The 26469-nt window shown below is 73.7% G+C and carries 23 protein-coding genes; 17 read left to right on the top strand and 6 right to left on the bottom strand.

The window, feature by feature from the left end:
- Positions 1 to 54: 54 nt before the first annotated feature.
- The 9 genes from ahcY to secA all read left to right on the top strand — a co-directional run bounded on the left by ahcY (position 55) and on the right by secA (position 12573).
- Positions 55 to 1515, top strand: coding sequence for an adenosylhomocysteinase (ahcY, locus tag IR170_RS03640; protein ID WP_193661224.1), 1461 nt, complete (start codon positions 55 to 57; stop codon positions 1513 to 1515).
- Positions 1516 to 1579: 64 nt separating this feature from the next.
- Positions 1580 to 2293 carry an MtrAB system response regulator MtrA gene (gene mtrA, locus IR170_RS03635; RefSeq protein WP_056863963.1) on the top strand — a complete coding sequence of 238 codons (714 nt, stop codon included), beginning with the start codon at positions 1580 to 1582 and terminating at the stop codon, positions 2291 to 2293.
- Between the two features lie 7 nt (positions 2294 to 2300).
- The gene (gene mtrB / locus IR170_RS03630) at positions 2301 to 3938 is read left to right on the top strand and encodes an MtrAB system histidine kinase MtrB (RefSeq protein ID WP_193661223.1); all 1638 of its coding nucleotides are present in this window, start codon (positions 2301 to 2303) and stop codon (positions 3936 to 3938) included.
- Positions 3939 to 3994: 56 nt separating this feature from the next.
- Positions 3995 to 5755 carry an LpqB family beta-propeller domain-containing protein gene (locus tag IR170_RS03625; protein WP_193661222.1) on the top strand — a complete coding sequence of 587 codons (1761 nt, stop codon included), beginning with the start codon at positions 3995 to 3997 and terminating at the stop codon, positions 5753 to 5755.
- Positions 5756 to 5834: 79 nt separating this feature from the next.
- Complete coding sequence (locus tag IR170_RS03620) at positions 5835 to 6626, top strand: ComF family protein (protein WP_193661221.1); 792 nt, start codon at positions 5835 to 5837, stop codon at positions 6624 to 6626.
- A 428-nt stretch (positions 6627 to 7054) separates the two neighbouring features.
- Positions 7055 to 7687: a ribosome hibernation-promoting factor, HPF/YfiA family gene (gene hpf / locus IR170_RS03615; RefSeq protein ID WP_193661220.1), complete on the top strand. Its 633-nt coding sequence runs from the start codon at positions 7055 to 7057 to the stop codon at positions 7685 to 7687.
- Between the two features lie 77 nt (positions 7688 to 7764).
- Positions 7765 to 8445, top strand: coding sequence for a response regulator (locus IR170_RS03610; protein WP_056863968.1), 681 nt, complete (start codon positions 7765 to 7767; stop codon positions 8443 to 8445).
- Between the two features lie 5 nt (positions 8446 to 8450).
- Positions 8451 to 9671, top strand: coding sequence for a winged helix-turn-helix domain-containing protein (locus tag IR170_RS03605; RefSeq protein ID WP_319804893.1), 1221 nt, complete (start codon positions 8451 to 8453; stop codon positions 9669 to 9671).
- Between the two features lie 73 nt (positions 9672 to 9744).
- Positions 9745 to 12573 carry a preprotein translocase subunit SecA gene (gene secA / locus IR170_RS03600; RefSeq protein ID WP_056863970.1) on the top strand — a complete coding sequence of 943 codons (2829 nt, stop codon included), beginning with the start codon at positions 9745 to 9747 and terminating at the stop codon, positions 12571 to 12573.
- Between the two features lie 31 nt (positions 12574 to 12604).
- Here the strand turns inward: secA and IR170_RS03595 are convergent, their stop codons facing one another.
- Together IR170_RS03595 and IR170_RS19300 are read right to left on the bottom strand one after the other, a co-directional pair.
- Complete coding sequence (locus IR170_RS03595; protein ID WP_193661219.1) at positions 12605 to 13183, bottom strand: Rv3235 family protein; 579 nt, start codon at positions 13181 to 13183, stop codon at positions 12605 to 12607.
- 11 nt (positions 13184 to 13194) lie between these two features.
- The gene (locus IR170_RS19300; protein WP_227488402.1) at positions 13195 to 13941 is read right to left on the bottom strand and encodes a LysM peptidoglycan-binding domain-containing protein; all 747 of its coding nucleotides are present in this window, start codon (positions 13939 to 13941) and stop codon (positions 13195 to 13197) included.
- 101 nt (positions 13942 to 14042) lie between these two features.
- Between IR170_RS19300 and IR170_RS03585 the strand changes: the two genes are divergently transcribed.
- On the top strand, positions 14043 to 14576 hold the full coding sequence (locus tag IR170_RS03585) for a hypothetical protein (protein ID WP_193661218.1): 534 nt from the start codon (positions 14043 to 14045) through the stop codon (positions 14574 to 14576).
- A 15-nt stretch (positions 14577 to 14591) separates the two neighbouring features.
- On the opposite strand, the gene IR170_RS03580 is transcribed toward IR170_RS03585, so the two are convergent.
- The 4 genes from IR170_RS03580 to IR170_RS03565 are packed head-to-tail and all read right to left on the bottom strand — an operon-like array spanning position 14592 to position 17927.
- Positions 14592 to 14921 carry a sec-independent translocase gene (locus IR170_RS03580; RefSeq protein ID WP_056863973.1) on the bottom strand — a complete coding sequence of 110 codons (330 nt, stop codon included), beginning with the start codon at positions 14919 to 14921 and terminating at the stop codon, positions 14592 to 14594.
- A 3-nt stretch (positions 14922 to 14924) separates the two neighbouring features.
- The gene (locus IR170_RS03575; protein ID WP_193661217.1) at positions 14925 to 16088 is read right to left on the bottom strand and encodes an Mrp/NBP35 family ATP-binding protein; all 1164 of its coding nucleotides are present in this window, start codon (positions 16086 to 16088) and stop codon (positions 14925 to 14927) included.
- Between the two features lie 11 nt (positions 16089 to 16099).
- Positions 16100 to 16663 carry a DUF1003 domain-containing protein gene (locus IR170_RS03570; RefSeq protein ID WP_193661216.1) on the bottom strand — a complete coding sequence of 188 codons (564 nt, stop codon included), beginning with the start codon at positions 16661 to 16663 and terminating at the stop codon, positions 16100 to 16102.
- Positions 16656 to 17927, bottom strand: a complete 1272-nt coding sequence (locus IR170_RS03565) for a magnesium transporter MgtE N-terminal domain-containing protein (RefSeq protein WP_193661215.1) — start codon at positions 17925 to 17927, stop codon at positions 16656 to 16658. Before IR170_RS03565 ends, IR170_RS03570 begins: the two co-directional genes overlap by 8 nt.
- 51 nt (positions 17928 to 17978) lie before the next feature.
- On the opposite strand from IR170_RS03565, the gene IR170_RS03560 reads away from it, so the two are divergent.
- The 7 genes from IR170_RS03560 to IR170_RS03530 all read left to right on the top strand — a co-directional run bounded on the left by IR170_RS03560 (position 17979) and on the right by IR170_RS03530 (position 26427).
- Positions 17979 to 19118: a hypothetical protein gene (locus IR170_RS03560; protein WP_193661214.1), complete on the top strand. Its 1140-nt coding sequence runs from the start codon at positions 17979 to 17981 to the stop codon at positions 19116 to 19118.
- Between the two features lie 100 nt (positions 19119 to 19218).
- Complete coding sequence (locus IR170_RS03555) at positions 19219 to 20334, top strand: hypothetical protein (RefSeq protein ID WP_193661213.1); 1116 nt, start codon at positions 19219 to 19221, stop codon at positions 20332 to 20334.
- Between the two features lie 25 nt (positions 20335 to 20359).
- A complete protein-coding gene (locus IR170_RS03550) occupies positions 20360 to 20779 on the top strand; it encodes a hypothetical protein (protein WP_193661212.1) in 420 nt (139 codons plus the stop codon).
- Positions 20780 to 20848: 69 nt separating this feature from the next.
- Positions 20849 to 22174 (top strand): phospholipase D-like domain-containing protein, encoded by a 1326-nt coding sequence (locus tag IR170_RS03545; protein ID WP_193661211.1) that lies wholly within the window; start codon positions 20849 to 20851, stop codon positions 22172 to 22174.
- A gap of 131 nt (positions 22175 to 22305) precedes the next feature.
- On the top strand, positions 22306 to 24297 hold the full coding sequence (locus IR170_RS03540) for an endonuclease/exonuclease/phosphatase family protein (RefSeq protein WP_193661210.1): 1992 nt from the start codon (positions 22306 to 22308) through the stop codon (positions 24295 to 24297).
- 52 nt (positions 24298 to 24349) lie between these two features.
- A complete protein-coding gene (locus IR170_RS03535; protein WP_193661209.1) occupies positions 24350 to 25429 on the top strand; it encodes a hypothetical protein in 1080 nt (359 codons plus the stop codon).
- On the top strand, positions 25429 to 26427 hold the full coding sequence (locus IR170_RS03530) for a glycosyltransferase family 2 protein (protein WP_193661208.1): 999 nt from the start codon (positions 25429 to 25431) through the stop codon (positions 26425 to 26427). Before IR170_RS03535 ends, IR170_RS03530 begins: the two co-directional genes overlap by 1 nt.
- Positions 26428 to 26469 lie beyond the last annotated feature (42 nt).

Below are 26469 nucleotides of genomic sequence, written 5' to 3'. Positions count from 1 at the left end.
ATGCGCAGATGCGCGACGCAGACCTGGCTCCACCCCTCCTGAGGAGACACACCGATGGACTTCAAGGTCGCCGACCTTTCCCTGGCCGACTACGGCCGCACCGAGATCCAGCTGGCCGAGCACGAGATGCCCGGCCTCATGGCGATGCGCGAGCGCTACGGCGACGCCAAGCCGCTGGCGGGTGCCCGCATCACCGGCTCGCTGCACATGACCATCCAGACCGCGGTGCTCATCGAGACCCTCACCGCGCTCGGTGCCGAGGTCCGCTGGGCCTCCTGCAACATCTTCTCCACCCAGGACCACGCCGCGGCCGCCGTCGCGGTGGGCCCGCACGGCACGCCGGAGGACCCCCAGGGCGTCCCGGTCTACGCGTGGAAGGGCGAGACGCTCGAGGAGTACTGGTGGTGCACGCAGCAGGTGCTGCAGTGGCCCGCCGGTGCCGACGGCCAGCCCCGCTTCGCCAACATGATCCTCGACGACGGCGGCGACGCCACCCTGCTGGTGCACCTCGGGGTCGACGCCGAGAAGAGGGGCGAGGCGCCCGACCCGGCCTCGGCCACCAGCCACGAGCAGCGGATCATCTTCGAGGCGCTCAACGCCAGCCTCGCCGAGAGCACCGACCGCTGGACCCAGATCGCCGGTGAGATCAAGGGCGTCACCGAGGAGACCACCACCGGTGTGCTGCGCCTCTACGACATGATGCGCGAGGGCTCGCTGCTCTTCCCGGCCATCAACGTCAACGACTCGGTGACCAAGTCGAAGTTCGACAACAAGTACGGCTGCCGCCACAGCCTCGTCGACGGCATCAACCGCGCCACCGACGTCCTCATCGGCGGCAAGGTCGCGGTCGTGTGCGGCTACGGCGACGTCGGCAAGGGCTCCGCGGAGTCGCTGCGCGGCCAGGGCGCCCGCGTCATCGTGACCGAGATCGACCCGATCTGCGCCCTGCAGGCCGCCATGGACGGCTACCAGGTCGCGACCCTCGACGACGTGGTCGACACCGCCGACATCATCATCACCGCGACCGGCAACAAGGACGTCGTGACGGTCGAGCAGATGCAGCGGATGAAGCACAACGCGATCCTCGGCAACATCGGCCACTTCGACAACGAGATCGACATGGCCGGCCTGGAGTCCTTCGAGGGCGTCGTGCGCAAGAACGTCAAGCCGCAGGTCGACGTGTGGACCTTCCCGGCCGCGGGCGAGCGCGACGAGCACGCCATCATCGTGCTTTCCGAGGGGCGCCTGATGAACCTCGGCAACGCCACCGGTCACCCGAGCTTCGTCATGTCGAACTCCTTCACCAACCAGGTGCTGGCCCAGATCGAGCTCTACACCAAGCCCGTGGAGTACCCCACCGGGGTCTACGTGCTGCCCAAGCACCTCGACGAGGAGGTGGCCCGCCTGCACCTCGACGCCCTCGGCGTGCGGCTCACCACCCTCAGCGACAAGCAGGCGGCCTACCTCGGCGTGGACGTCGCCGGTCCCTACAAGTCGGAGCAGTACCGCTACTGAGCAGGAGCGGGCGGGCCGGCACCACGCCGGCCCGCCCGCGCCCGTCAGGGTGCAGGATGGAGCCATGAGCCAGGCAGCGAGCCCGAGCGACTACACCACCAAGGGGCGGGTCCTCGTCGTCGACGACGACGCGTCGCTGGCGGAGATGCTCACCATCGTGCTGCGCCAGGAGGGCTTCGACAGCCGCATGTGCACCCGCGGCGACCTGGCCGTGGAGCAGTTCCGCGACTACCGCCCCGACCTCGTGCTGCTCGACCTGATGCTGCCCGGCAAGGACGGCATCGACGTGTGCAAGGAGATCCGCGCCGAGTCCGGCGTGCCGATCGTCATGCTCACCGCCAAGGGCGACACCGTCGACGTCGTCGTCGGGCTCGAGTCGGGCGCCGACGACTACGTCGTCAAGCCCTTCAAGCCCAAGGAGCTCATCGCCCGGATCCGGGCGCGGGTGCGTCGCTTCGACGCGACCTCCCAGGCCGAGACCCTCGACATCGGCGACCTGTCCATCGACGTCGCCGGCCACGCCGTCACCCGCGGCGGTGCGCCCATCAGCCTCACGCCGCTCGAGTTCGACCTGCTGGTCTGCCTGGCCCGCAAGCCCTGGCAGGTCTTCACCCGCGAGGTGCTGCTCGAGCAGGTCTGGGGCTACCGCCACGCCGCGGACACCCGGCTGGTCAACGTGCACGTGCAGCGGCTGCGCTCCAAGGTCGAGCACGACCCGGAGAACCCCGAGATCGTCGTGACCGTGCGGGGTGTCGGCTACAAGGCCGGCACGGCCTAGGGCCGACGTGGCCTCCTCCTGGGCCCGCCTGCCGGCGGCCTCCCGCCTGCCGGTCGGGCTGCGCCACGCGCTCACCTTCTGGCGCCGCTCCATCCAGGCCCGCGTGGTGGTCAGCACGGTCCTGCTCTCGGCCGCCGTGGTCGGCGTGGTCGGCTGGTTCCTGCTCCAGCAGACCCGCGACGGGCTGCTGGAGAACCGTGTCGACGCCGTGCTCGCCGAGGTCGGCAGCGAGACCGGCGAGGCCGACGAGCGGCTGCAGGCCGCGATCAACCTCAACCTCGACGCCGTCGGCCAGCAGCGCGACCTGGTGCAGCCGATCATCTCGCGCGGCGAGACCCGCGGTTTCGCGGTGGTGCTGGCGGGTCCGGTCGGCGCCGACCCGACGGGCGCGGGCGCGACGTACACCCCCTGGCTCGACCGCGACAGCGTGCCCGACTCCCTGGTGCGGCACTTCGCGACCTCCTCCAGCATCGCGTGGACCTACACCGAGCTCACCCGCCTCGACGAGCGCGGCGAGGCGGTCTCGAGCGAGCCGGGGGTCGTGGTGGGCTCGCAGGTGCGGCTGCCGGCCGACGGTGAGACCTACACCCTCTACTTCCTCTTCCCGCTCAGCGAGGAGGAGGACACCCTGGCGCTGGTCACCCGCGCCCTGCTCACCGCGGGCGCGCTGCTGCTGGTGCTGGTCGCCGGCGTCACCTGGCTGGTGACCCGGCAGGTCGTCACCCCGATCCGGCTCGCACGGCGCGTGGCCGAGCGGCTCGCCGCGGGTCGCCTCCAGGAGCGCCTGCGCGTCACCGGCGAGGACGACCTGGCGCGGCTGGCCACGTCGTTCAACCAGATGGCCTCCAACCTGCAGCGCCAGATCCGCCAGCTCGAGGAGCTCAGCCGCGTGCAGCGCCGCTTCGTCTCCGACGTCTCCCACGAGCTGCGCACGCCGCTCACCACGGTGCGCATGGCCGGCGACGTGCTCCACGACGCCCGCGAGGACTTCGACCCCGTCACCGGTCGCGCCGCCGAGCTGCTGCAGACCGAGCTCGACCGCTTCGAGACCCTCCTGGTCGACCTGCTCGAGATCAGCCGCTTCGACGCCGGCGCGGCGGTGCTCGACCTCGACGACGTCAACCTCGTCGACGTCGCCCACCGCGTGGTGGAGGCCACCCGCCCCCTCGCCGCCCAGCGCGACGTCGTGCTGCTCGTCGAGGCCCCCGACCACCCCTGCCTCGCCGAGGCCGACGTACGCCGGGTCGAGCGCATCGTCCGCAACCTGGTCACCAACGCCATCGACCACGCCGGCGCGCGCCACCCGGGCGGGCCGGTCGAGGTGGTCGTGCGCGTCGCCGCCGACGACCACGCCGCCGCCGTCGCGGTGCGCGACCACGGCGTGGGCCTGGCGCCGGGGGAGTCGGCCATGGTCTTCAACCGCTTCTGGCGCGCCGACCCCGCCCGCGCCCGCACCAGCGGCGGCACCGGCCTGGGGCTGTCGATCTCGCTGGAGGACACCCACCTGCACGGCGGCTGGCTCCAGGCCTGGGGCCGCCCGGGGGAGGGGGCGCACTTCCGCCTCACCCTGCCCCGCCACGCCGGCGCGTCCCTGCGCCGCAGCCCCATCGTGCTCATCCCCGACGACGCCGTGGAGACGGTGTGATCCGCCCAGTGACCCGCCCAGTGACCCGCCCAGTGACCCGCCCAGTGACCCGCCCGGTGACCCGCCCGGTGACCAGCCGGGCGCGCGCGCTCCTCGCCGTGCTCGCGCTGCTGCTCGTCGGGCCGCTGGCCACCGCCTGCGTCGGGCTGCCCGACGAGGGCCCGGTCGTCGAGGCCGGCACGGGGTCGAGCACCTCCGACGAGGGCGCCGCCCCGGCGATCGACCCGCCCGCCCCGCAGCCGGGCATGTCGGCGGCCGAGGTGGTGGAGGGCTTCCTCGCGGCCATGCAGGCCAGCCCCATCGACACCGCCACGGCCTCGGAGTACCTCACCCGCGAGGCCGCCGCGGCCTGGAACCCCCAGCAGGCGACCATCACCTACGACGACCGCCAGCTGCCCCAGGGCAGCACCCGCGTCGTGGTCGCGCTCACCGGCGCCGCCGAGCTCGACGCCCGCGGCGCCTGGCAGGGCCGGCTCTCGGCCGCGCGCTCCCAGCTGGCCTTCACCGTGCGCGTCGAGGACGGCGACCTGCGCATCAGCGACCCGCCCGACGCGCTCGTGGTGCCCGACAGCTGGTTCGACCAGCGCTTCCGGCAGGTCTCGCTCTATTTCGTCGACCCGCTGGCGGAGATCCTGGTGCCCGAGCCCGTCTACGCCCCCGTCGACGACACCTTCGCCAGCTCCCTGGTCGAGGGCCTGGTCGAGGGCCCCGGCCGCGGCGCGTCGGGGGTGAGCAGCACCTTCCTGCCCCCGGGCCTGGAGGTCGACCTGTCGGTGCCGGTCTCCGAGGACGGCGTGGCGCAGGTGTCGCTCACCGGTCCCGCGACCCCGCCGACCTCCGAGCGCGAGACCGAGCTGCTGCTGGCCCAGCTGGCCTGGACCCTGCGCCAGGACCCCCGCATCGAGGCGGTGCAGCTCAGCGTCAACGGCCAGCCCGTGCGGCTGCCCGGCGGCGACGGCCGCTTCAGCGTCACCGAGGGGGCGCTCTACTCCCCGGTCGGCTTCCAGTCCAGCTCGCTGCTCTACGGCCTGCGCGACGGCCTGCTCGTCTCCGGCGGCCCCGACACGCTCGCGCCGGTCGACGGCCCGCTGGGCTCGCGGGCCGTGGGCGTGTCGAGCGTGGCGGTCAACCTCACCGCGACCACGGTGGCCGGCGTCGTCGACGGCGGCACCTCGCTGGTCACCGCGCCGGTGCGCGGCTCGGGCAAGGTGGTGCGCGTCGTCCCGGGCGCCACCGACCTGCTCACCCCCGCCTGGGACCACAGCGACCGGCTCTGGCTGGTCGACCGCGGCCCCGACGGCGCCGACGTCTCCGTGCTCGTGGGCGAGCGCCGCCGCAGCGTCACCGTGCCGGGCGTGAGCGGCTCCGACGTACGCCGCTTCCTCGTCTCGCGCGACGCCAGCCGGGTCGTGGCGGTGGTGCGCGGTCCGCAGCGCGACCGGCTGCTGGTCTCGCGGGTGCGCTACGACGACCGCGGCCAGGTGCTGCGGGTGACCCGACCGGTCCAGCTGCGTCCCGACGAGGGCAGCCGGGGCCGCATCGTCGACGTCGCCTGGCGCAGCCCGACCAGCCTGGCGGTGATGCAGCGGCTGGGCCCGGAGACCACCCGCGTCGGGGCCGTCGGCGTCGACGGGTCGCCCCCGGGGCCCGAGGGGCTGTCGGTGACCCTCGGACGCGCGTCGGGGCTGGCCGGGTCGCCGGTGACCGGGGAGGTCCTCTACGCCCTCACCCCCGACGGGCTGGTCGACCTCACCGGCCTGCCGACCGCGGCCCGCCCGCTGGCCGACGGGGTCGGCTCGCTGGCCTACGTCGGCTAGCGCGGCGCGACCCGCGGGTCCTCCACAGGCCGGCCCTGCCGCGCTTGCCCGCCGCCCTCGTGGCTGGTGCGATCGTGGGGTGCTGCTGCGCGACGCCGTCACCGACCTGCTGCTGGGCAGCAGCTGCGTGGGCTGCGCGCGCCCGGGGCGGCTGCTGTGCGCGCCCTGCGGCGCGACCCTGCCCACCGCGGCCGCGGTGACCTGGCCCGACCCGGTGCCGCCCGGGCTGGTGACCCCCTGGGCGTGCGGCGCCTACGCCGACCTGCTGCGCGAGCTGGTGCTCGGGCACAAGGAGCGCGGGCTGCTCTCGCTGCGCGTCCCGCTGGGGCGGCTGCTCGCGCGGTCCGCGGCCGCCTCCCTGCGGTCCGGTCCCGGGGTGTCCGGCGCTGCGGGCGCGGTGGTCGTGCTCGTGCCGGTGCCCTCGCGCCCCGCCAGCGTGCGGGCCCGCGGGCACGACCCCACGCTGGCCATGGTGCGCGTGGCCGCGGCCGCCCTGCGCGGCGGGGGAGCGCGGATCGAGGTGGCGCCCCTGCTGCGCACGCGCCCCGGCCTGGTCGACCAGGCCGGCCTCGGGGCCGCCGAGCGGGCGGCCAACCTCGCCGGGTCGCTGACCTGCCCCACGCCGGGGCTGCGCCGCCTCGGCGTACGCGTGGGGGCGCGCCGGGTGTGCGTCGTGCTGTGCGACGACGTGCTCACCACGGGCGTCACCGCGCGGGAGGCGCAGCGGGCGCTGGAGGCCGTCGGCCTCGGCGTGGCTGCGGTGGCGACCGTCGCCGCGACCCGCCGCCGGGCTCCGGCTCCTCGGGGCCGATCCGAAGAGTTTGCTGAACTCGACCGATCGTCCCTTTCGTCGGGTCCCGGCCTCCCCTAGTGTCTCGTCATGGAGTCCGCCCGGGTCCGTGGTTGCGTCGCAAGGACGCTCCGGTCAGCCCGGACGCGTCAGCGGCAAGCCGATGCCAGTCGCAGGCGAAACGGTCCACGTAAGTCGTCGTCCGGGGGTCCGCCTCCGGCGCGGCGACGAGCACGGTGCGGCTTAGTCGTAAGTCCTGCCTCGTCCCGGCCGTCAGATGCGGCCGTCGGCGGGAGAAGGCCGGTAGTGGCAGAGAAGCTGCGGAAGCCTCAGCAGGCGAGTGTGGGGTCGAAGACCAGGTCGGCCGGGCGGACTCCATCCCTGGGGCGAGAGCCCGTCTCGCGCACCGGGGCCCGCGGGCCCCGGGCGTCCGCCTGCCCCCAGGAGGGCGTGCCCAGGAGCTGAGCAACACCAACGGCGCGCCCCCGGGCGCGCACAAGGAGGTTCACATGGAAGTTGTGGTCACCGGACGTCACTGCGAGATCAAGGAGGGTTTCCGGAGTCACGTCTCCGAGAAGCTCGCCCGGCTCGAGAAGCACGACCACCGGATCATGCGGGTCCACGTGGAGGTGGACTGCGAGCCCAACCCCCGGCAGCACGACCGGGCCGTCCACGTCGAGCTCACCGCCTTCTCCAAGGGCCCCGTCATCCGCGCCGAGGCCGCGGCCGACGACAAGATGGGTGCCCTCGACCTCGCCCTCGACAAGATGGCCGCCCAGATGCGCCGCGCCGCCGACCGGCGCCGGGTGCACCGCGGCCGCCGCACCCCGGTCTCGGTGGGCCAGGCCCTCGCCGACGTCACCGAGCCCGAGACCCTCGCCCCCGACGACGAGGCCGTGCAGAAGCGGCAGGTCGGCCCGATCACCGTCACCGGCGACGGACCGCTCGTCGTGCGCGAGAAGACCCACCCGGCCAGCCCGATGACCCTCGACCAGGCGCTCTACGAGATGGAGCTCGTGGGGCACGACTTCTACCTCTACGTCGACAAGGACAGCGAGCGGCCCGCGGTCGTCTACCGCCGTCGCGGCTACGACTACGGCGTCATCTCCCTCGATCTCGGGAAGGACCTCGGCCAGGACTGAGGTCCGCCCGCCCCGAGCACCCGACTACCTGGTCCGTCCGGGCCCCGCGAGGGGCCCGGACGTGCCATGATGCGCTCGTGCCAGACCCCACCCCAGCCCCCCGTGAGGACGTCCGGGTCATCGTCGTCGACGACCAGGAGCTCTTCCGCCGGGGCCTGACCATGCTCCTCGCGATCGAGGACGGCATCGAGGTGGTCGGCGAGGCCGGCGACGGCGTCGAGGGCACCACGGTCGCCTCGACCGTCGCGCCCGACGTCGTGCTGCTCGACGTGAGGATGCCCAAGCGCTCGGGCATCGAGGCCTGCCTGGCCATCAAGGAGGCCGTGCCGTCGGCCAAGATCATCATGCTCACGGTCTCCGACGAGGAGGCCGACCTCTACGAGGCGGTCAAGAGCGGCGCCTCGGGCTACCTGCTCAAGGACTCCTCCATCGAGGAGGTCGCCCAGGCCGTCCGGGTCGTGGCCGACGGCCAGTCCCTCATCTCCCCGTCGATGGCGGTCAAGCTCATCGACGAGTTCAAGCAGATGTCGCGCCCCGAGCGCGAGCACGTGCCGGGCCTGCGCCTGACCGAGCGCGAGCTCGAGGTGCTCCGGCTCGTGGCCAAGGGCATGAACAACCGCGAGATCGCCCGCAACCTGTTCATCTCCGAGAACACCGTGAAGAACCACGTGCGCAACATCTTGGAGAAGCTCCAGCTGCACTCGCGCATGGAGGCGGTCATGTACGCCGTGCGCGAGAAGCTCCTCGACCTGCCCTGAGGCCCGTGACCGACTCGCTGTCGCGGGCCCAGGCCCGCCGGATCGCGCTGGCCGCGCAGGGCTTCCTCGACCCGCGGCCCGCCGTGCCGACCATGCGCACCTTCCAGCGCACCCTGCAGCGCACCGGCGTGCTGCAGGTCGACTCGGTCAACGTGCTTCAGCGCGCCCACTACATGCCGCTGTGGTCACGCATGGGCGCCTACGACACCGACCTGCTGCGCCGTGCCTCCGAGCAGCGCCCGCGCCGGGTCGTGGAGTACTGGGCCCACGTGCAGGCCCTCATGCCGGTCGAGCTGTGGCCGCACATGGCCCACCGTCGTGCGCACTACCGCGCCCGGCGCGGCAAGTGGAGCGTGCTGGAGGAGAACCCCGGCCTCGAGGCCGACGTGCTGGCGCGGCTGGCCGCCCACGGCGCCGCCACCGCCCGTCAGGTGGCCGGCTGGCGCGGCGACGCCGGCCCGGAGAGCCGCGACCACTGGGGGTGGAACTGGTCCTCGACCCGGAGGGTCCTGGACTACCTGTTCACCACCGGCGAGGTCGCCATCGCCGGGCGCACGCGGCAGTTCGAGGTGCTCTACGACCTGCCGGAGCGGGTGCTGCCCGCGGAGGTCCTCGCGCTGCCGACGCCGCCCGTGGCCGAGCAGCACCTCGAGCTGGTGCGCCGCGCCGCGCGCTCCCACGGCGTGGCGACCCAGCGCTGCCTCATCGACTACTACCGGATGCACGTCGACCAGGTGCGCCCCGCGGTCGAGACGCTCGTCGAGAGCGGCGAGCTGCTCCCCGTCGCCGTGGAGGGCTGGGCGCGCCCGGCGTACCTGCACGTCGACGCGCGGCGGCCCCGTGCGGTGCGGGCCCGCGCGCTGCTGAGCCCCTTCGACCCGCTGGTGTGGGAGCGCGAGCGCACCGAGCGGCTCTTCGACTTCCACTACCGCATCGAGATCTACGTGCCCGCGCACCTGCGGCGCCACGGCTACTACGTGCTCCCCTTCCTGCTCGGCGACGAGATCGTCGCGCGGGTCGACCTCAAGGCCGACCGCCGCGCAGCCGGGGGAGCGGGACTGCTCCGGGTGCCCGCGGCGTGGGCCGAGCCCGGCGCCCCGGAGGAGACCGCCGCCGAGCTCGCGGCCGAGCTGCGCGCGCTGGCCGGCTGGCTCGGCCTGGCCGACGTCGTCGTGGGCGAGGTCGGGGACCTCGCGGGTGAGCTGCGCTCGGCCCTGGCCGGTTAGGGACGAGCCACCCCCCTGGGTAAGGTGGATCCGCCTGTGACTACCGCTAGGCCCCAGCTAGGAGTGAACCCCGGTGCCCGTGATCCTCGACAAGCTCCTTCGCATCGGCGAGGGCAAGATCCTCCGACAGCTCGAGGCGGTCGCGAAGGCGGTCAACGCCATCGAGGAGGACTTCGAGGCGATGAGCGACGCCGAGCTCCAGCACATGACCGTGGAGCTCAAGGAGCGACTCGCCGCGGGGGAGACGCTCGACGACATCATGCCCGAGGCCTTCGCCACGGTCCGCGAGGCCTCGCGCCGCGTCACCGGCATGCGCCCCTTCGACGTGCAGGTCATGGGCGCCGCGGCGCTGCACCTGGGCAACATCGCCGAGATGAAGACCGGTGAGGGCAAGACGCTGGTGGCGGTGCTCCCGTCGTACCTCAACGCGCTGGCCGGCAAGGGCGTGCACGTGGTCACGGTCAACGACTACCTGGCCAAGTACCAGTCCGACCAGATGGGCCGCATCCACCACTTCCTGGGCCTGACCACCGGCGTGATCCTCCCCGACATGCGCCCGGCGCAGCGGCGCGAGGCCTACGCCTGCGACATCACCTACGGCACCAACAACGAGCTCGGCTTCGACTACCTGCGCGACAACATGGCCTCCTCCATCGAGGACTGCGTGCAGCGCGGCCACTTCTTCGCCGTGGTCGACGAGGTCGACTCGATCCTCATCGACGAGGCCCGCACCCCGCTCATCATCAGCGGCCCCACCCAGGACGAGGTGAAGTGGTACGGCGAGTTCGCCAAGATCACCCGCCGCCTCGAGCGCGACGTCGACTACGAGGTCGACGAGAAGAAGCGCACCATCTCGGTCCTGGAGCCGGGCATCACCAAGGTCGAGGACCACCTCGGCATCGAGAACCTCTACGAGTCGGCCAACACCCCGCTGATCTCGTTCCTCAACAACTCCATCAAGGCCAAGGAGCTGTTCCACAACGACAAGGAGTACGTCGTCATGAACGGCGAGGTGCTCATCGTCGACGAGCACACCGGCCGCATGCTCGCGGGGCGCCGCTACAACGACGGTCTGCACCAGGCGATCGAGGCCAAGGAGGGCGTCCAGGTCCGCGAGGAGTACCAGACGCTGGCCACCGTCACCCTGCAGAACTACTTCCGCCTCTACGAGAAGCTCTCCGGCATGACCGGCACGGCCATGACCGAGGCCTCGGAGTTCGACAAGATCTACAAGCTCGGCGTGGTCCCGATCCCGACCAACCGCCCCATGGCGCGCATCGACCAGGGCGACCTGGTCTACCGCACCGAGGAGGCCAAGTACGACGCCGTCGCCGACGACATCCGCGAGCGGCACGAGAAGGGCCAGCCGGTCCTGATCGGCACGGTGTCGGTCGAGAAGTCCGAGCACCTGTCCAAGAAGCTCACCAAGCTGGGCATCGCGCACTCGGTGCTCAACGCGAAGGTCCACGCCGACGAGGCCAAGATCGTCGCGCTGGCCGGTCACAAGGGCGCCGTCACGGTCGCCACCAACATGGCCGGGCGAGGCACCGACATCATGCTCGGCGGCTCGGTGGAGTTCCTCGCCGACGAGGCGCTGCGCAAGCAGGGTCTCGAGCCCACCGGCGAGACCGCGCAGGAGTACGACGCCGCCTGGCCCGGCACCGTGGAGCGCATCCGCGAGCAGGTCAAGGCCGAGCACGACGAGGTCAAGGAGCTCGGCGGCCTCTACGTCGTCGGCACCGAGCGCCACGAGTCGCGCCGCATCGACAACCAGCTGCGCGGTCGCTCCGGTCGCCAGGGCGACCCGGGGGAGTCGCGGTTCTACCTCTCCCTCGAGGACGAGCTGATGCGGCTGTTCAAGTCCGAGTGGGTCGACCGGGTGCTGCAGGTGCTGCGGATCCCCGACGACGTGCCGATCGAGAACAAGCGCGTCACCGGCGCCATCGCCAACGCCCAGGGCCAGGTCGAGTCGCAGAACTTCGAGTCCCGCAAGAACGTCCTCAAGTACGACGACGTCATGGACCGCCAGCGCCAGGTCATCTACGGCGAGCGTCGCGAGGTCCTCGAGGGCGCCGACCTCGCCGAGCAGGTGCGCACCTTCCTCGACGACGTGGTCACCGGCTACGTCACCGGGGCCACGCAGGACTTCTCCGAGCAGTGGGACCTCGAGCAGCTGTGGACCGACCTCGGCCAGATCTGGCCGGTGGGCGTCACCATCGCCGACCTCGAGCAGCAGGCCGGCAGCCGCGAGGACATCGACCGCGACGACCTCGTCACCGCGCTCAAGGCCGACGCGCACGCCGCCTACGACGAGCGCGAGGCCCAGGTCGGCAGCGAGGTCATGCGCGAGCTCGAGCGGCGGGTGCTGCTCTCGGTGCTCGACCGCAAGTGGCGCGAGCACCTCTACGAGATGGACTACCTGCGCGAGGGCATCTACCTGCGCGCCTACTCCCAGCGCGACCCGCTCGTGGAGTACCAGCGCGAGGGCTTCGACATGTTCGCCGCGATGATGGACGGCATCAAGGAGGAGGCCGTCGGCTTCCTGTTCAACCTCGAGGTCACCGTCGAGGAGGAGCCGGCGGCCCCCGTGCTCGGCGTGGCCGAGGGCCTGCGCTCGCCCGTGACCGCCGGCGCCCCGGCGCAGGAGGAGTCCGAGGCCGAGGCCGCCGCGCGGCCGCACATCCGGGCCAAGGGCCTGGAGCCCACGACGCCGCAGCGACTGGCGTACTCCGCGCCGGCCGAGGACGGCGAGGCCGAGGTCGTCAGCGGGCCCGCTGGCGACGACGAGTTCGCCGGCACCGGGCGCAACGCCAAGTGCCCCTGCGGCTCGGGCAAGAAGTTCAAGCAGTGCCACGGCGCGGAGGGTGGGCCCACGGGCCTGACCACCCGGGTCAACGGCTGAGCCGGCCCGGCCCGGCCCGTCGGGGCCGGGCTCACGCGAACTCCAGGGCCGTGCAGGTCCAGCGGCCGCGGCGCTCCTCGAAGCGCGCCGCGACCGCGCGGGAGCGGGCGCCGTACCGCACGTGGGCGCTGACCTCCATCACCCCGGGCCGCACGTCGCTGGCGTGCACGCTGCGCACCTGCGGACGCACGGGCTGGACCCGGGCCACCCCGGGCTGGTGGTCGCCGGCGCGCGCCACGAGCAGCGCCCGGCGTGCGAGGTCGAGGTAGACCTGACGGTCGGTCCAGCACAGCAGCTGGGAGACCGGCCGGTCGCCGCCCACGATCTCCACCACCGCCTGGACGTAGCGCCACGCCCAGCGCTCGGCCTCGCGGCGGGCGCGCTGGTCGATGCGGTGGACCGACGCGGGCGAGGCGGTGGCGGGTCGGGTGCTGCGCGGTGCGGTGGGCGGCAGGTCGTCGGGGGCCAGGTCGAGGGCGAGGGTGCCCTGCACGGCCTCCACCGGCACGGTGGCGCGCAGCGGCACGACCGTGCTGTGACGGGCGCTGTGACGGGTGCTGGGCCGGCTGCTGGGCCGGCTGCTGGTGCTGCGGGCGACGGATCCGGTCATGGCGGTGCTCCTCACTGACCCGGCGTCGGGCCGGGGCTCGTCGGGGGTGCGGGCAGCACGAGGCGCTGGCCCGGGTGGATGAGGTCGGGGTCGGGCCCGACCACGCTGCGGTTGGCCTCGTGGACCCGGGGCCAGGCGGCGGCGACGGCGGCGGGCGTGGCCGGTCGGCCCGCCCGCTCCAGCGCCGAGGCGGTGAGGGTCCAGAGGCTGTCACCGGGGGAGACGGTCACGGACGCCGGCGCGGTGCCGCCGAGGCGGGCCGCGAGCGTGCCGACCGCCCGCTCGGGCAGGGGCAGCCCGGTGAGCAGACGCTCGTCGGCGGGGCCGCGGCCCGGTGCGGTCTGGGCGGTCTGGGCCTGGCCCTGGCGCCCGGGCACGTCGGCGCCCGGTGCGGCCGTGGCGGGCACGAGCGTGCCGGCGGCGGTCGTGCCCGCCAGGGCGAGCCCGCACGCCGCGAGCACCCAGCGGCGGGCCACGTCGGGCACGCCGCGGGTGCGGTGGCCGGCCCGCCCGCGCAGCACGTCGGTGACCACGGCCGTGGTCGCCAGGAGCGCCCACCAGCCGCATCCCAGCAGCGCCAGGCTGCAGCCGGCCACGAGCAGGTCCTCGAAGCCCCGGTCGGCCCAGACGGCGGGCCGCACCACACCGGACAGCAGACCGGGCAGCAGACCGGGCAGCAGGGCTGCGGTGAGCGCCACGGTGGTGGCGGCCACCAGGACCCACACCACGGTGCAGCGGACGATCGACGACGAGGACATCCCGAGAGACCTTTGCGTTTGCGTCTGTTTGCATCATTTGACGTCGATTGCGTGGTCTAGTCAACCGTCGCTCCACAGGCGGGTGGGGCAGGATCTTCCTCGTGTCCTGGGAGGAGCAGCTCTTCGCGGTGCTCGACGACCTCGAGCAGCAGGCGGAGGCGGCCTACGACGCCGAGCGGGTCGTCGAGCTCGCCGACCGTGCCCGGGCGGAGTACCAGCAGGTGACGCTGGCCAGCCGGCTCATGGCCTCGGTGGGCCTGCCGGTGGCGCTGGAGGTGCGCGGGGTCGGAGCGGTCACCGGGGTGCTCGAGCGGGTGGCGGCGGACTGGGTGGTGGTCGGCGGTGCGGCCCAGGACTGGGTGGTGCTCACCCGGGCCGTCGACGTCGTGCGCGGTGCCTCGGCGCGCTCGGTGCCCGAGGTGGCCTGGTCACCCGTCTCACGGCTCGGCTTCGGCTCGCCGCTGCGCCGACTCGCCGACGCGCGCGAGCGCTGCCTGCTGCACCTGGTCGACGGAGCCCGGCACGAGGGCGTGCTCCAGCGGGTCGGGTCGGACTTCGCCGAGGTCCTCACCGGGGTCGACCGGACGGCGCTGGTGTCCTTCGCCGCGCTGGCGGCGGTCCAGAGCCGCGACTGACGCCGGCGGGCCCGCTCAGGTGGCGTCGACGTCGTACGGCGGGAGCTCGCCGTCGGCGAGGGGCCGGAGGCCGGGCCGCTTGGGGCGCTTCTCCTCCTGCTCGGCCTCCTCCATCGCCTCCATGATGTGCTTGCGCACGATCGCGCGCGGGTCGAGGTCGCGCAGCTCGAGGTCGGAGAACTCGGGGCCGAGCTCGTCGCGGAGCTCGTCGCGCGCGGAGTTGGCGAACTCCTTGGCCTTGCGCACCATCTGCCCGGCCTGCTTGGCCAGGTCGGGGAGACGGTCGGGGCCGAAGACGAGGATCGCGACCAGCGCGATGACGGCCAGCTCGGCGAATCCAGGCACGGACTAGAACTTAGCGGTCGGGGTCAGGCCGAGCTGCATGCCGGCCAGTCCTCGACCGCGGCCGGCCAAGCGGGTCGCCACGGCGGTGAGGACCTCCGCGGCCGGGGCGGTCGGGTCGGCGTCGACGATCGGCTTGCCGACGTCGCCGCCCTCGCGCAGTGAGACGTCGAGGGGGATCTGGCCCAGGACGGGCACGTCGTAGCCGAACCGCGACGACAGGGTCTCGGCGACCCGGGCGCCCCCGCCGGAGCCGAAGATCTCCAGCCGGTGCTCGGTGCCCTCCGCGGCGCAGTGCGGGCAGGGCAGGAAGCTCATGTTCTCGACCACGCCGACGACGCGCTGGTGCATCATCGAGGCCATGGTGCCCGCGCGCTCGGCGACCTCGGCCGCGGCCTCCTGCGGGGTCGTCACGACGACCACCTCGGCCCCGGGCAGGTGCTGGCCCAGCGAGATGGCCACGTCGCCGGTGCCGGGCGGCAGGTCGAGCAGGAGCACGTCGAGGTCACCCCAGTAGACGTCGGCGAGCATCTGCACCAGGGCCCGGTCGAGCATGGGTCCGCGCCAGGCCACGACCTGGTCGCGGCGCGGCTTGAGCATGCCGATCGAGATCACCGACACCCCCGACGAGGTCGGCACCGGCATGATCAGGTCGTCGACCTGGGTGGGGCGGGAGTCGGCGACGCCGAGCATCGCCGGCACGGAGTGGCCGTAGATGTCGGCGTCGACCACGCCGACCTTGAGGCCCTGCTTGGCCATGGCGAGCGCGAGGTTGACGGTGACCGACGACTTGCCGACCCCGCCCTTGCCCGAGGCGATCGCGAACACCTTGGTGAGCGAGCCGGGCTGGGCGAAGGGGATCTCGCGCTGGGCCTTGCCGTCGCTGAGGATGTCCTTGAGGCCGGCGCGCTGCTCCGCGGTCATCACCCCGAGGGTCAGGTCGACGCCCGAGACGCCGGGCACCTTCGTGACGGCGGCCGTGACGTCGCGGTTGATGGTGTCCTTGAGCGGGCAGCCTGCGACGGTGAGCAGCACCGTGATGCTGGCCAGACCCGTGTCGTCGACCGTCACCGAGTCGACCATGCCGAGGTCGGTGATCGGGCGCTTGATCTCGGGGTCGTTGACCGTGGCGAGCGCGGCGTTGACCTGGTCGACGAGGGAGGTGCTCATGATCCCCGATCCTAGGCGAGGGGTGGTGCGGGACGGTCGTCGCCCGCCACCCGGTCGCCGGATCGCTCCCCGGGCCGGTCGCTGGCCCGGTCACCGGCCCGGTCCTCGAGCTCGTGCAGCAGCGAGCGCAGCTCCGAGCGCAGGAAGTCGCGGGTGGCGACCTCTCCCACCGACATCCGCAGCGAGGCGACCTCGCGGGCGAGGAACTCCATGTCGGCGTGGGCGCGCGCGTTGGCCTGCCGGTCCTGCTCGGCGACGACCTTGTCGCGCGTCTCCTGGCGGTTCTGCGCCAGCAGGATCAGCGGCGCGGCGTAGGAGGCCTGGAGGCTGAGCATCAGGGTGAGGAAGATGAAGGGGTAGTCGTCCCAGCGCAGCTCCGGGGGAGCCAGCAGGTTCCACACCACCCACACCACGACGAAGAGCGTCATGTAGATGAGGAACTTCGCGGTGCCCATGAAGCGGGCGAACTGCTCGGCGAAGACCCCGAAGGTGTCGGAGTCGTAGGACGGGCGCCGCACCAGCTGGCGGCGGGTCTCGGTGGGGGTGTCGAGGCGCGCGCGACGGCTCTCAGCCACGAGCGACCCCCCGGCGACGTCGCGGCCGCAGGCCCTGGTCGCGCCAGTTCTCCGGCAGCATGTGGTCGAGCAGGTCGTCGACCGTCACCGCGCCGAGCAGGTGACCGTTCTCGTCGACGACGGGCGCGGCCACCAGGTTGTAGGTCGCCAGGTGGGCCGCCACCTGGTCGATGGTGGCCTCCGGGGGAAGGGTCTCCATCGAGTCGTCGAGGGCTCCCGCGACCAGGGTCGAGGGGGGCTCGCGCAGCAGCCGCTGGATGTGGGCCACCCCCAGGAAGCGGCCGGTCGGCGTCTCCAGCGGCTGACGGCACACGTAGACGAGGGCGGCCAGCGACGGCGTGAGGTCGGGGTTGCGCACGTGGGCCAGCGCGTCGGCGATCGTCGCGTCGGGCCCGAGGATCACCGGCTCGGGCGTCATCATCGCCCCCGCGGTGTCCTCGACGTACGACATGAGGCGCCGCACGTCCTCGGCCTCGTCGGGCTCCATCAGCTCCAGCAGGGTGGCCGCGGTCTCCGGCGGCAGCTCGGCGATCAGGTCGGCGGCGTCGTCGGGCGACATCTCCTCGAGCACGTCGGCGGCGCGCTCGTCGCCGAGGTGGCTGAGGATCTCGACCTGGTCCTCCTCCGGGAGCTCCTCGAGCACGTCGGCGAGACGCTCGTCGTCGAGGGCGGCGACCACCGCCGAGCGGCGCTCGACGGGCAGCTCGTGGATCATCGTGGCCGCGTCGGCGGGTCGCAGCTCGTTGAGCGCGGCGACGAGGTGCGTCGCGCCCTGGGCCTCCTCGCGCAGCGTGAGGCCCTCGACGTCGCGCCACTCCACGACGTGGGTCTGACCCTTGCGGCGCAGGGCCTTGGCCGGCTCCTGCACTGCCACCCGGCACAGCACCCAGTCGCGGTTGCGGGCCTGCTCCATCGCCACGTCGTAGACCGTGCCGGTGACCCCGGAGCCGGCGATGCGCACGGTCTTGTCGAGCATCTGGCCCATGACGAGGGTCTCGGTGGAGCGCTGCTCGAAGCGGCGCATGTTGAGCAGCCCGGTGGTGTAGACCTGGCCGCTGTCGATGTGGGTCACCCGGGTCATCGGCACGAAGATCCGGCGCCGGCCGAAGACCTCGACGACCAGGCCCAGCACGCGCGGCTGGCTGGTCTCGGAGCGCACCGACACCACGAGGTCGCGCACCTTGCCGACCTGGTCGCCCTGGGGGTCGAAGATCGGCAGCCCGACGAGGCGGGCGGCGTAGACGCGGGAGGGGGCGGAGCTCACAGGAGGAGGCTAGTGCCCCGGTCGGGGTCGGGGCGGTGGCAGCATGGGCGGGTGCCTCCCGAGCAGCCCCGCGATCCCCGGTCGGCCCGCCCGGGCGGTGGGAGGGTCGTGCTCCACGTGGGCCTGCCCAAGACCGGCACGACCTGGCTGCAGGCCCTGCTCGCCGCGCACCGCGACGAGCTGCGGGCCGGTGGCGTGGTCTACCCCTTCGTGCGGCCGGGGGCGATGTTCCACGGCGCCGTCGAGGTGAGGGGGAGCCGGGCCCGGTTCGGGCTCGCCGCCGAGCAGGTCGAGGGCGCGTGGGCCGCGGTCTGCGCCCGCGCGGGGGAGTTCCTCGACGCCGGTGGCCGCACCGCGGTGATCAGCCACGAGGTGCTGGGGGGCGCGGCGCCCGACCAGGTGGAGCGGGCGCTCGCACCGCTGGCCGGGCGGGAGGTGCACGTGGTCGTCACCGCCCGCGACCTCGGCCGCCAGGCCACGGCGCACTGGCAGGAGGAGGTCAAGCTCGGCGCCACCTGGTCCTTCGCCGACCTCGAGCGCGAGCAGTTGCGCGCCGACACCGGCCGCGAGCCCGCCGGCCCCGACGACGGCGGGTCGCGTCCCCACTTCTGGCACGCCCAGGACCTCGTCGGCGCGCTGCAGCGCTGGACCGCGCGGCTGGGGCCCGACCGCGGACACCTGGTCCTCTGCCCGCCGCCGGGGGCGCCGGCCGCCGTGCTGTGGGAGCGCTTCGCCGAGGCGGCCGGGGTCGACCCCGCACTGGTCGACCCCGGGCTGTCGCTGCCGGGCAACGCCTCGCTGGGGGCGCCCGAGACCGCGCTCCTGCGGGCGGTCAACCGGGCCCTGGGCGACCGTCTCGATCCCCGAGCCCGCGCCCGCGTCGTGAAGCAGGGATACGCCGAGGGCGAGCTGGCCGCCACCGGCTCGGCGCGGCCGCTGGCACCGGCCGGGCTGGCCGAGGTGCTCGTGCCCGCCACCCGGGCCTGGCTCGACGAGGTCGCGGCGGCGGGCTGGTCGGTGCACGGCGACCCGGCCGACCTCGACCCGGTGCTGGCCCCACCCGGCGACCCGACGCCCGACGTGGAGGCCGTCGCCGGCGTCGACCCGGCCGCGGTGGCGCAGCGGCTCCTCGACGCCGCGGGCGCGGCCGGGGAGGTCGCCGTGCGCCCCCGGCGCCGGTGGTGGCGCTGACCCGCGCCGCGGGGCGGCGGCGCGGTCGGGACGCGGTGCTACGGTGCTCCCGCGCCAGATCGGCTCCATCTCCCCGGGAGGCCCGTTGAGCAGTCGAGTCGTGCTCCACGTGGGGACGATGAAGTCCGGGACGAGCTACGTGCAGTCCATCCTCGGCGGCCACAAGCAGGAGCTGCTCGCCTCGGGTGCCGAGTTCGTCGGCGGCTTCGGCGTCCAGACCCGCGCGGTGCGCCGCATGCTGCGCCTTCCCGAGGCCCCGCGGCGCAACCGGGCCCGCTGGCTCGACCTCGCGGCCCGGGTCCACGCCTCGCCCGCGGAGGTGTCGGTGGTCTCGATGGAGTTCCTCGGGTTCGCCACCGAGGCCCAGGTCGAGGAGCTGGTGAGCCCCCTGCGCGGGCTCGAGGTGAGCGTCGTCGTGACCGTGCGCGACCAGCTGCGCGCCGTGGCCGCCCAGTGGCAGACCTTCACCCGCAACCAGGGCAAGGACGACTGGGCCAGCTACCTGCGACTCATCGAGGACCCCGAGGGCGGCTCGCGGGCCCACCGGGTCTTCCACCGGGCCCAGGACGTGCCGGTCGTGGTGGCGCGGTGGGGCGACCACCCGGCCGTGGCCGGCGTCGGGCTGGTGACCGTGCCGGGCCACGCGCCCGCCTCGGAGCTGTGGCGGCGCTTCGCCACCGCCGCGGGTCTCGACGCCTCGATCGCGGACCCGTCGGTGGCCCGGCGCAACGACTCGCTCGGCTACGCCTCCTGTGACGTGCTGCGCCGCGCCAACACCCTGCTCACGGGGCTGCCCGGCCCGGTCTACCGCGCGCTCGTGCGGGAGGCGGCGCTCGGCCCGCTCGGCGCGCTGCGCGCCCTGGAGGAGCGTCCGGTCCTCGACCGCACGGCCGCCGCGGCCGCCGCGCGGCGCAACGCCGACATCCGGGCGCTCGTCACCGGCGGGCGCGTCGGCCTGACGGGTGACCTCGAGGACCTCCCGGTCGACGCCGACCCGTCCGACTACCCCGACGCCGTGAGCCCCCCTGACCCCGCCCACGTGCTGCGTGCCGCCCGGGCCCTGCACGAGCACGCGCGGTCCGCGCTGGTCGCCGCGACGGGGGCAGGGTCGGTCGACCCGGTCGACCCGGTCGACCCGCCCGGCCCGGGAGACGAGGTCGACCGCCTGGTGGCCGAGTCGGCGGCCCTGCTGCGCGCCGTGGCCGGGACCCGGTGACCCGGGCATGCTTTACCCTGCTGGGGTGAGCGACCGCGGACGACGACGCCGGGCCCTCCTGCCGTCGGCAGGGGCCCTCCTCGTCGTGCTCCTCGCCGGCTGCGGGTCCGACAGCGGGTCGGCCGGCCCGGCCGAACAGGCCACCGACCCGTCGCCGTCGTCCTCCACGTCGACCTCCACCTCGACCTCCACCTCGCCCTCCGGCTCGGGCCTCCCGGAGTGCGACGCGGTCTGGGTGGCGGGCCAGGACCTGCCACGCGGCTACGCCGGGTGCGTGCAGGACGGTCGGGTCGAGGATCCGGAGCGCCGTCGCTGCGAGTTCGGCCAGACCATCGTGGAGCACGCGGGCCGGTTCTACGCCGTCCCCGGCAACGTCGTCAACGAGACCGAGAGCCTCGCGCAGAGCCCCGAGTACCGTCGGGCCCTGCGCAGCTGCCAAGGCTGATCAAGGGTGCGAACGCCTGCCGTCGGCAGGCGAACGACCCGCCATCGCGGGTCGGGAAATGGAGCAAGGATGTTTGTACGCCGGATGCTGGTGGGCGCCCTCGTGGGCCTGCCGCTGCTGCTGAGCGGTGCGGTCGCCGTGCCGAGCCAGGCCGCGCCCAGCGCCACCGCCGCGTCGGTCGAGGTGTCGTCGGTCGACCGCTACGCGTCGGCCTCGGGCCCGTCGCGGCAGCGGGCGGGCGGCTACACCGTGCCCCAGGGACTGCTCTTCAACAACCCCCTCAACGACCGGTCCCACGTCATCAACAAGCACATCCGCGAGGCCATCGCCCGCACGCCCGCGGGCGAGCGGATCCGGATGATCACGTGGAACTTCAAGAGCGAGCTCTTCGTGCGCTCGCTGCGCGCCGCGCACCAGCGCGGCGTCAGCGTCCGCGTCATCATGTCGGGCGGTCTGGCCGCCCAGCAGCAGCCCGACGGGTCCTACCGGACCCTCAAGCGGGCTCTCGCGGTCGGCAACAAGTCCCGCAAGGCGGGCATGCGCAGCTGGTTCCGGGTCTGCAACAACTCCTGCCGCGGCAAGGCCGGCACGGGCATCGTGCACTCGAAGTTCTTCCTCTTCAGCAAGGTGGGGAAGTCGCGACACGTCGTGATGCAGGGCTCCGGCAACCTCACCGAGTCGGCGGCCAACAACCAGTGGGACGACCTCATCACGCTCGCCGGGCGGGAGAAGACCTACCGGGGCTACGAGCGCATCTTCACGCAGGCCTCGCGCGACAAGCTGCACCGCCCGACGTTCGACACCTTCGCCGAGGGTGACTACCGCTCGTGGTTCTACCCGCGCCTGGGGCGCTCCGACCAGGTCGTGGACATGCTCGGCAAGACCCGGTGCAAGAACGTGCGGAAGGGCTTCGGCATCAACGGCCGGACCCAGATCCGGATCATGCAGTCGGTCTTCAACGGCCTGCGCGGCGAGGCGGTCGCCCGGGCGATCCGCCAGAAGTACAACGCCGGGTGCAACATTCGCATCAACTACTCGGTGATGACGCCCAACGTCCGCGACATCCTGGGCCCCGTGCCGCGGCGCCACATCGTGCAGGACCCCGACGGCGACGGCGTCTACGACCGCTACCTGCACATCAAGTCGATCGCCATCAGCGGCAACTACGGCGGCAGCCGTGGCGACCGGATCGTGCTCAACGGCTCGGCGAACTGGTCGGGCTCGAGCCTGAAGTCCGACGAGCAGGGCATGATCATCACGCGCGACGGCATCGTGCGCCAGTACATCTCCTGGGCCAACACGCTGTTCGCCAACCCGCCGGTCAGCCGGGTCGTGGCCGGTCGTGCGGCCACCGACGTCGATCCCTACGCCAAGGCGTGGCTGCTGACGCAGTGATGTCCGGGACGTCTGTGACGTGAGTGGCGGGCGGGGCGCGAGAGGCGCCTCGCCCGATCGCGGGACGTGGGGGACCGGGGGAGGTTAGCCTTCCCCGGTCCCCCCTCCTCTTCCCCGAGTCGGAGCACGTCATGCGCCTTCCCCTGCGCCCGCACGCCCCCACGGGTGCTGTGGTCGTCCTGGCCGCCCTCGTCGTCCTGGTGGCCACCCTGCTGGCCGGCGCCGGCACGGTGGCCCGGGCCGCGGACGAGCCGCGGTCCGCAGGCGCCTCGGCGAGGTCGGCCGCGGTCACCGCCGTCGACGCACCGGCCCGCCGGGCGCCCGCCGTACGCCGGGTCGCCGCCGGCGGCGAGCACTCCTGCGAGATCCGCGGCGACCGCACCCTGTGGTGCTGGGGACGCAACACCTACGGCCAGCTCGGCCTCGACCGCACCGGCCCCGGCACCGCGATCCCCGAGCAGGTGGGGGGATCGACCGCGTGGGCCACGGTGTCGGCCGGCGGCGCCTCGACGTGCGCCACCCGCACCGACGCCAGCCTGTGGTGCTGGGGCGTCAATCACCGCGGCCAGCTGGGCGACGGCACCCGCGACGTGCGCCTGGAGCCCACCCGGGTGGCCGGCAGGCAGTGGAAGCAGGTCTCGACGGGCTGGTTCCACACCTGCGCGACCCGCGCCGACAGCACCCTGTGGTGCTGGGGCGACGACTCCGCCGGTCAGCTGGGCGTGCCGGGCGACCAGGACCGGACCACGCCCACCCGGGTGCCCGGGGCGGACTGGAAGCGCGTCTCGGTCAACGGCTGGTCGACCTGCGCGGTCAAGGGCGACGGCTCGCTGTGGTGCTGGGGTCGCAACCTCTTCGGCCAGCTCGGCGTGGGCGACAACCGCGACCGTGCCGAGCCGACCCGCGTCGGCACCGGCGCCACGTGGAGCGGGGTGTCGGTCTCGTGGACCCACGCCTGCGCCCGCACCGGCGCCGGTGCGGTGAGCTGCTGGGGTCGGGGCGACCAGGGCCAGCTCGGCACGGGCGCCCTCGCCGGGTCCACCTCGCCGGTCGCCGTGGCCGGTGGCCACGTCGCCAAGCGGGTGGCCGTGGGCGAGGGCACCTCCTGCCTGATCGACGACGCGCAGCGACGGTGGTGCTGGGGCTCCGACGTCTACGGCCAGCTCGGTGACGGCTCCGCGCCCGGTGGGAGCAGCCCGGTGCCGGTCGTCGGCCCCGGCACCTGGACCGACCTCAGCCTGGGCTGGCTGCACGGGTGCGCCCGCACGAGCGAGGGCCAGCGCGCCTGCGTCGGCAACGACGAGCGCGGCCAGACCGCCGTGCCGGGGACCGCCGCGCGGCAGGCTCCGAGCACGAGCCCGCCGACGGTGACGCGCCGCGAGGGACCGCTCAGCTTCCGCATCGCCACCTTCAACACCGTCGGCAACGGCCACACCCGGCCCTACGCCCACGACGACCAGCTGGCCCCCGCGCGCATGCGCGCGGAGTGGACCGCCCGCGCGCTGCGCACCCTCGACGCCGACGTCGTCGGCGTGCAGGAGCAGACCGCCGAGCAGCTCGCGGCGATCCTCGCCGCCGGCGAGGGCGAGTACGCCAGCTTCCAGACCCCGGCGTCCGGCGACCTGGGTGTCGAGTCGGCCCTGCTGTGGCGGCGCGACGTGTGGAAGCCGGTCGAGCGCACCGTCATCCGGACCCAGTTCATCAGCCGCGAGCTCGACCGGCCCGTCGTGCTCCTCGAGCACCGCGCCACGGGGCGACGCATCTGGGTGATGGCCGTCCACAACGCGCCCTGGGAGTACCAGGCCAAGCGGGACAAGGCCGTGCGCGCCCAGCTGGCCCGGATCAACGAGCTCGAGGCCACCGGCGTGCCCGTCTTCTACGTGGGCGACATGAACGAGAAGGAGACCATCGTCTGCAAGGTCATGGCCGGCACCACCCTGCGCAGCGCGACCGGAGGGCGCTACGCCGACGGCCGCTGCACCCCGCCGCGCGGCACGATGCGCGTGGACTGGCTCTTCGGTCCCGGCGACGCGACCTGGGACGGGTATGCTCCGAGCCGCATCCCGCTGGTGAGGCTGGCGACGGATCACTGGGTGCCGGTCTCCCGCGTCACGCTTCCCTGACGCTCCCGTCCGGCCGGTGCCCCACCCGACGACCTCTCGGAGGAGCATGCCCATGGCGCGACGACTGGTGCTGCACATCGGCTCGATGAAGTCCGGCACGAGCTTCGTCCAGAACGTCCTGGGCCACCACCGGGAGCGTCTCGCCGAGTCGGGCGTGCTCTTCGCCGGCAGCCGCTGGCGCGAGCAGGTGAAGGCCGTGCGGGAGCTGATCGAGCGCGGCGGGCCGGGCCAGCGTCCGATGCCGGTCGACGGGTCCTGGGCCGCCGTCGTCGAGGACGCCAGCCGCTGGGAGGGCACCGCAGTCGTCTCGATGGAGTTCCTCGGCCCGCGCAGCGAGGCCAAGATCGAGCAGATCCTCGCCGCCTTCCCCGACACCACCGTCGAGGCGGTGATGACGTGTCGCGACCTGTCGCGCAACATCCCGGCGATGTGGCTGGAGTCGATGCAGAACGGCTCGTCGGCGACCTGGCCCGACTTCCTGGCGGCCGTGCGCGACCGCGACAGGGACTCCCCGATCGCGCGCAACTTCTGGCGCCACCAGGACCTCCCGGTCATCGCGGAGCGCTGGGCGCGGGTGCTCGGCGAGGGTCGACTCACCCTGGTGACGGTGCCGCCCTCGGGCGCGCCCCACGACCTGCTCTGGCGGCGCTTCGCCGAGGTGCTCGGCGTCGACCCCTCGGGCTACGACCTCGAGGTGCGGTCCAACCGCTCCATCGGTCCGGCCACGGCCATGGTGCTGCGTCGCCTCAACGAGAAGATGGTGGTGGACGGAGCGGTCCCGCAGGGCTACGACCGGTTCGTGAAGCACTCCCTGGCCAAGCGCGGTCTCGTGGCCCGCACCCCCCTCGAGCCCCGGCTGGGCCTGGACGAGGAGTGGGTGCGCGAGGAGGCGCACGCGCAGGTCGAGCGCCTCGCCAGCGCCGGGCACCGCGTGGTGGGCGACCTCGAGGACCTCCGACCCGTGCGGGTGCCGGGCGTGCACACCGATGAGATCTCCGCCGAGGACCAGCTGGCCGCCGCCGTCGACGGGCTCGAGCTGCTCGTGCGCGAGTGGGGCCAGAGCGAGCGCAAGCAGCGCCGCGCGGCGCGCCGGCAGGGCTCCGGGCCGGCCGGTCGGGGCGAGGAGGACTGATGGCGCTCCTGCGCCGCCGCTCCTCGGGGTCCGCGGACCCGTCGGACCCCTCGCGCCCGCTCCCGGCGCCGGAGGACCCCGCCGACCCTGCCGACCTCTCCCACCTGGTGTCGGCCGCCCCCGAGGGCCAGCTGCCGAGCGTGGCGGTGATGACCATGGCCCGCGACGAGGGCGCCATGCTGGGGCGCTGGGTGCGTCACTACGGCGCCCAGGTCGGCGCCGAGCACGTCTACGTGGTCGACGACCAGACGACCGACGGGTCCACCGATGACCTGGCCGGGCCGGTGCTGCGGATCCCCCCGCTGCGCAAGCGCGGCTTCGAGCCGTCGCGGATGGAGGTCATGGCGGGGCTCTCGGCCGGGCTGCTCGCGGCCTACGACGCGGTGGTGTTCTGCGACACCGACGAGTTCATCGTGCCCGACCCCGACCACCACGCCTCGCTGCTCCACTACGTCGCGGCGCGGCCCGGGCGGCAGGCGGTGGGCGTCACGGCCCTCAACGTCGTCCACGACGTCTCCCGCGAGGGGCCGCTGCGCGACGACGCCCCCGTGCTCTCGCAGCGCGCGCTGGCCAAGTTCGCGCCCCTCATGTGCAAGCCGAGCCTGAAGTGGGTGCCCGCGCGCTGGGCCCACGCCTCCCACGGCATCGAGTGCCCCTACGCGGTCGACCCGGAGCTGTTCATGTTCCACCTCAAGTTCGCCGACCGCGACCACCTGGCCGACGCCGCGGCCAAGCGGCACGCGGCGTTCCGCGACGACGGCCGCGCAGCGCGCACCAGCTGGGAGCGCCCGGCCGACGAGATGGTCGACCTGCTCGACGAGATCACCGCCGACATCGACCTCGAGCAGGTCGAGCGCTTCCGTCCGCGACCGGCGCGCCTGGAGCGCATCGTGCAGCGCCAGGGCGCGATGTGGCGCGCGACCGGCGCCGGACAGGTGCAGGCGATGCGCAGCCAGCCGCTGGTGCGCGTGCCCCGGCGCTTCCGCGACCTCGTGTGAGCCGACGTCGCGGGGGCGCCCGCGACTGGTAGGTTCGCCGTT

Origin of the sequence: Nocardioides kribbensis (assembly GCF_015070375.1) — a bacterium.
Lineage (GTDB): Bacteria > Actinomycetota > Actinomycetes > Propionibacteriales > Nocardioidaceae > Nocardioides > Nocardioides kribbensis.
Note: the sequence above shows the minus strand (reverse complement) of the source record. Positions and strands in the feature narration are given on the sequence as shown.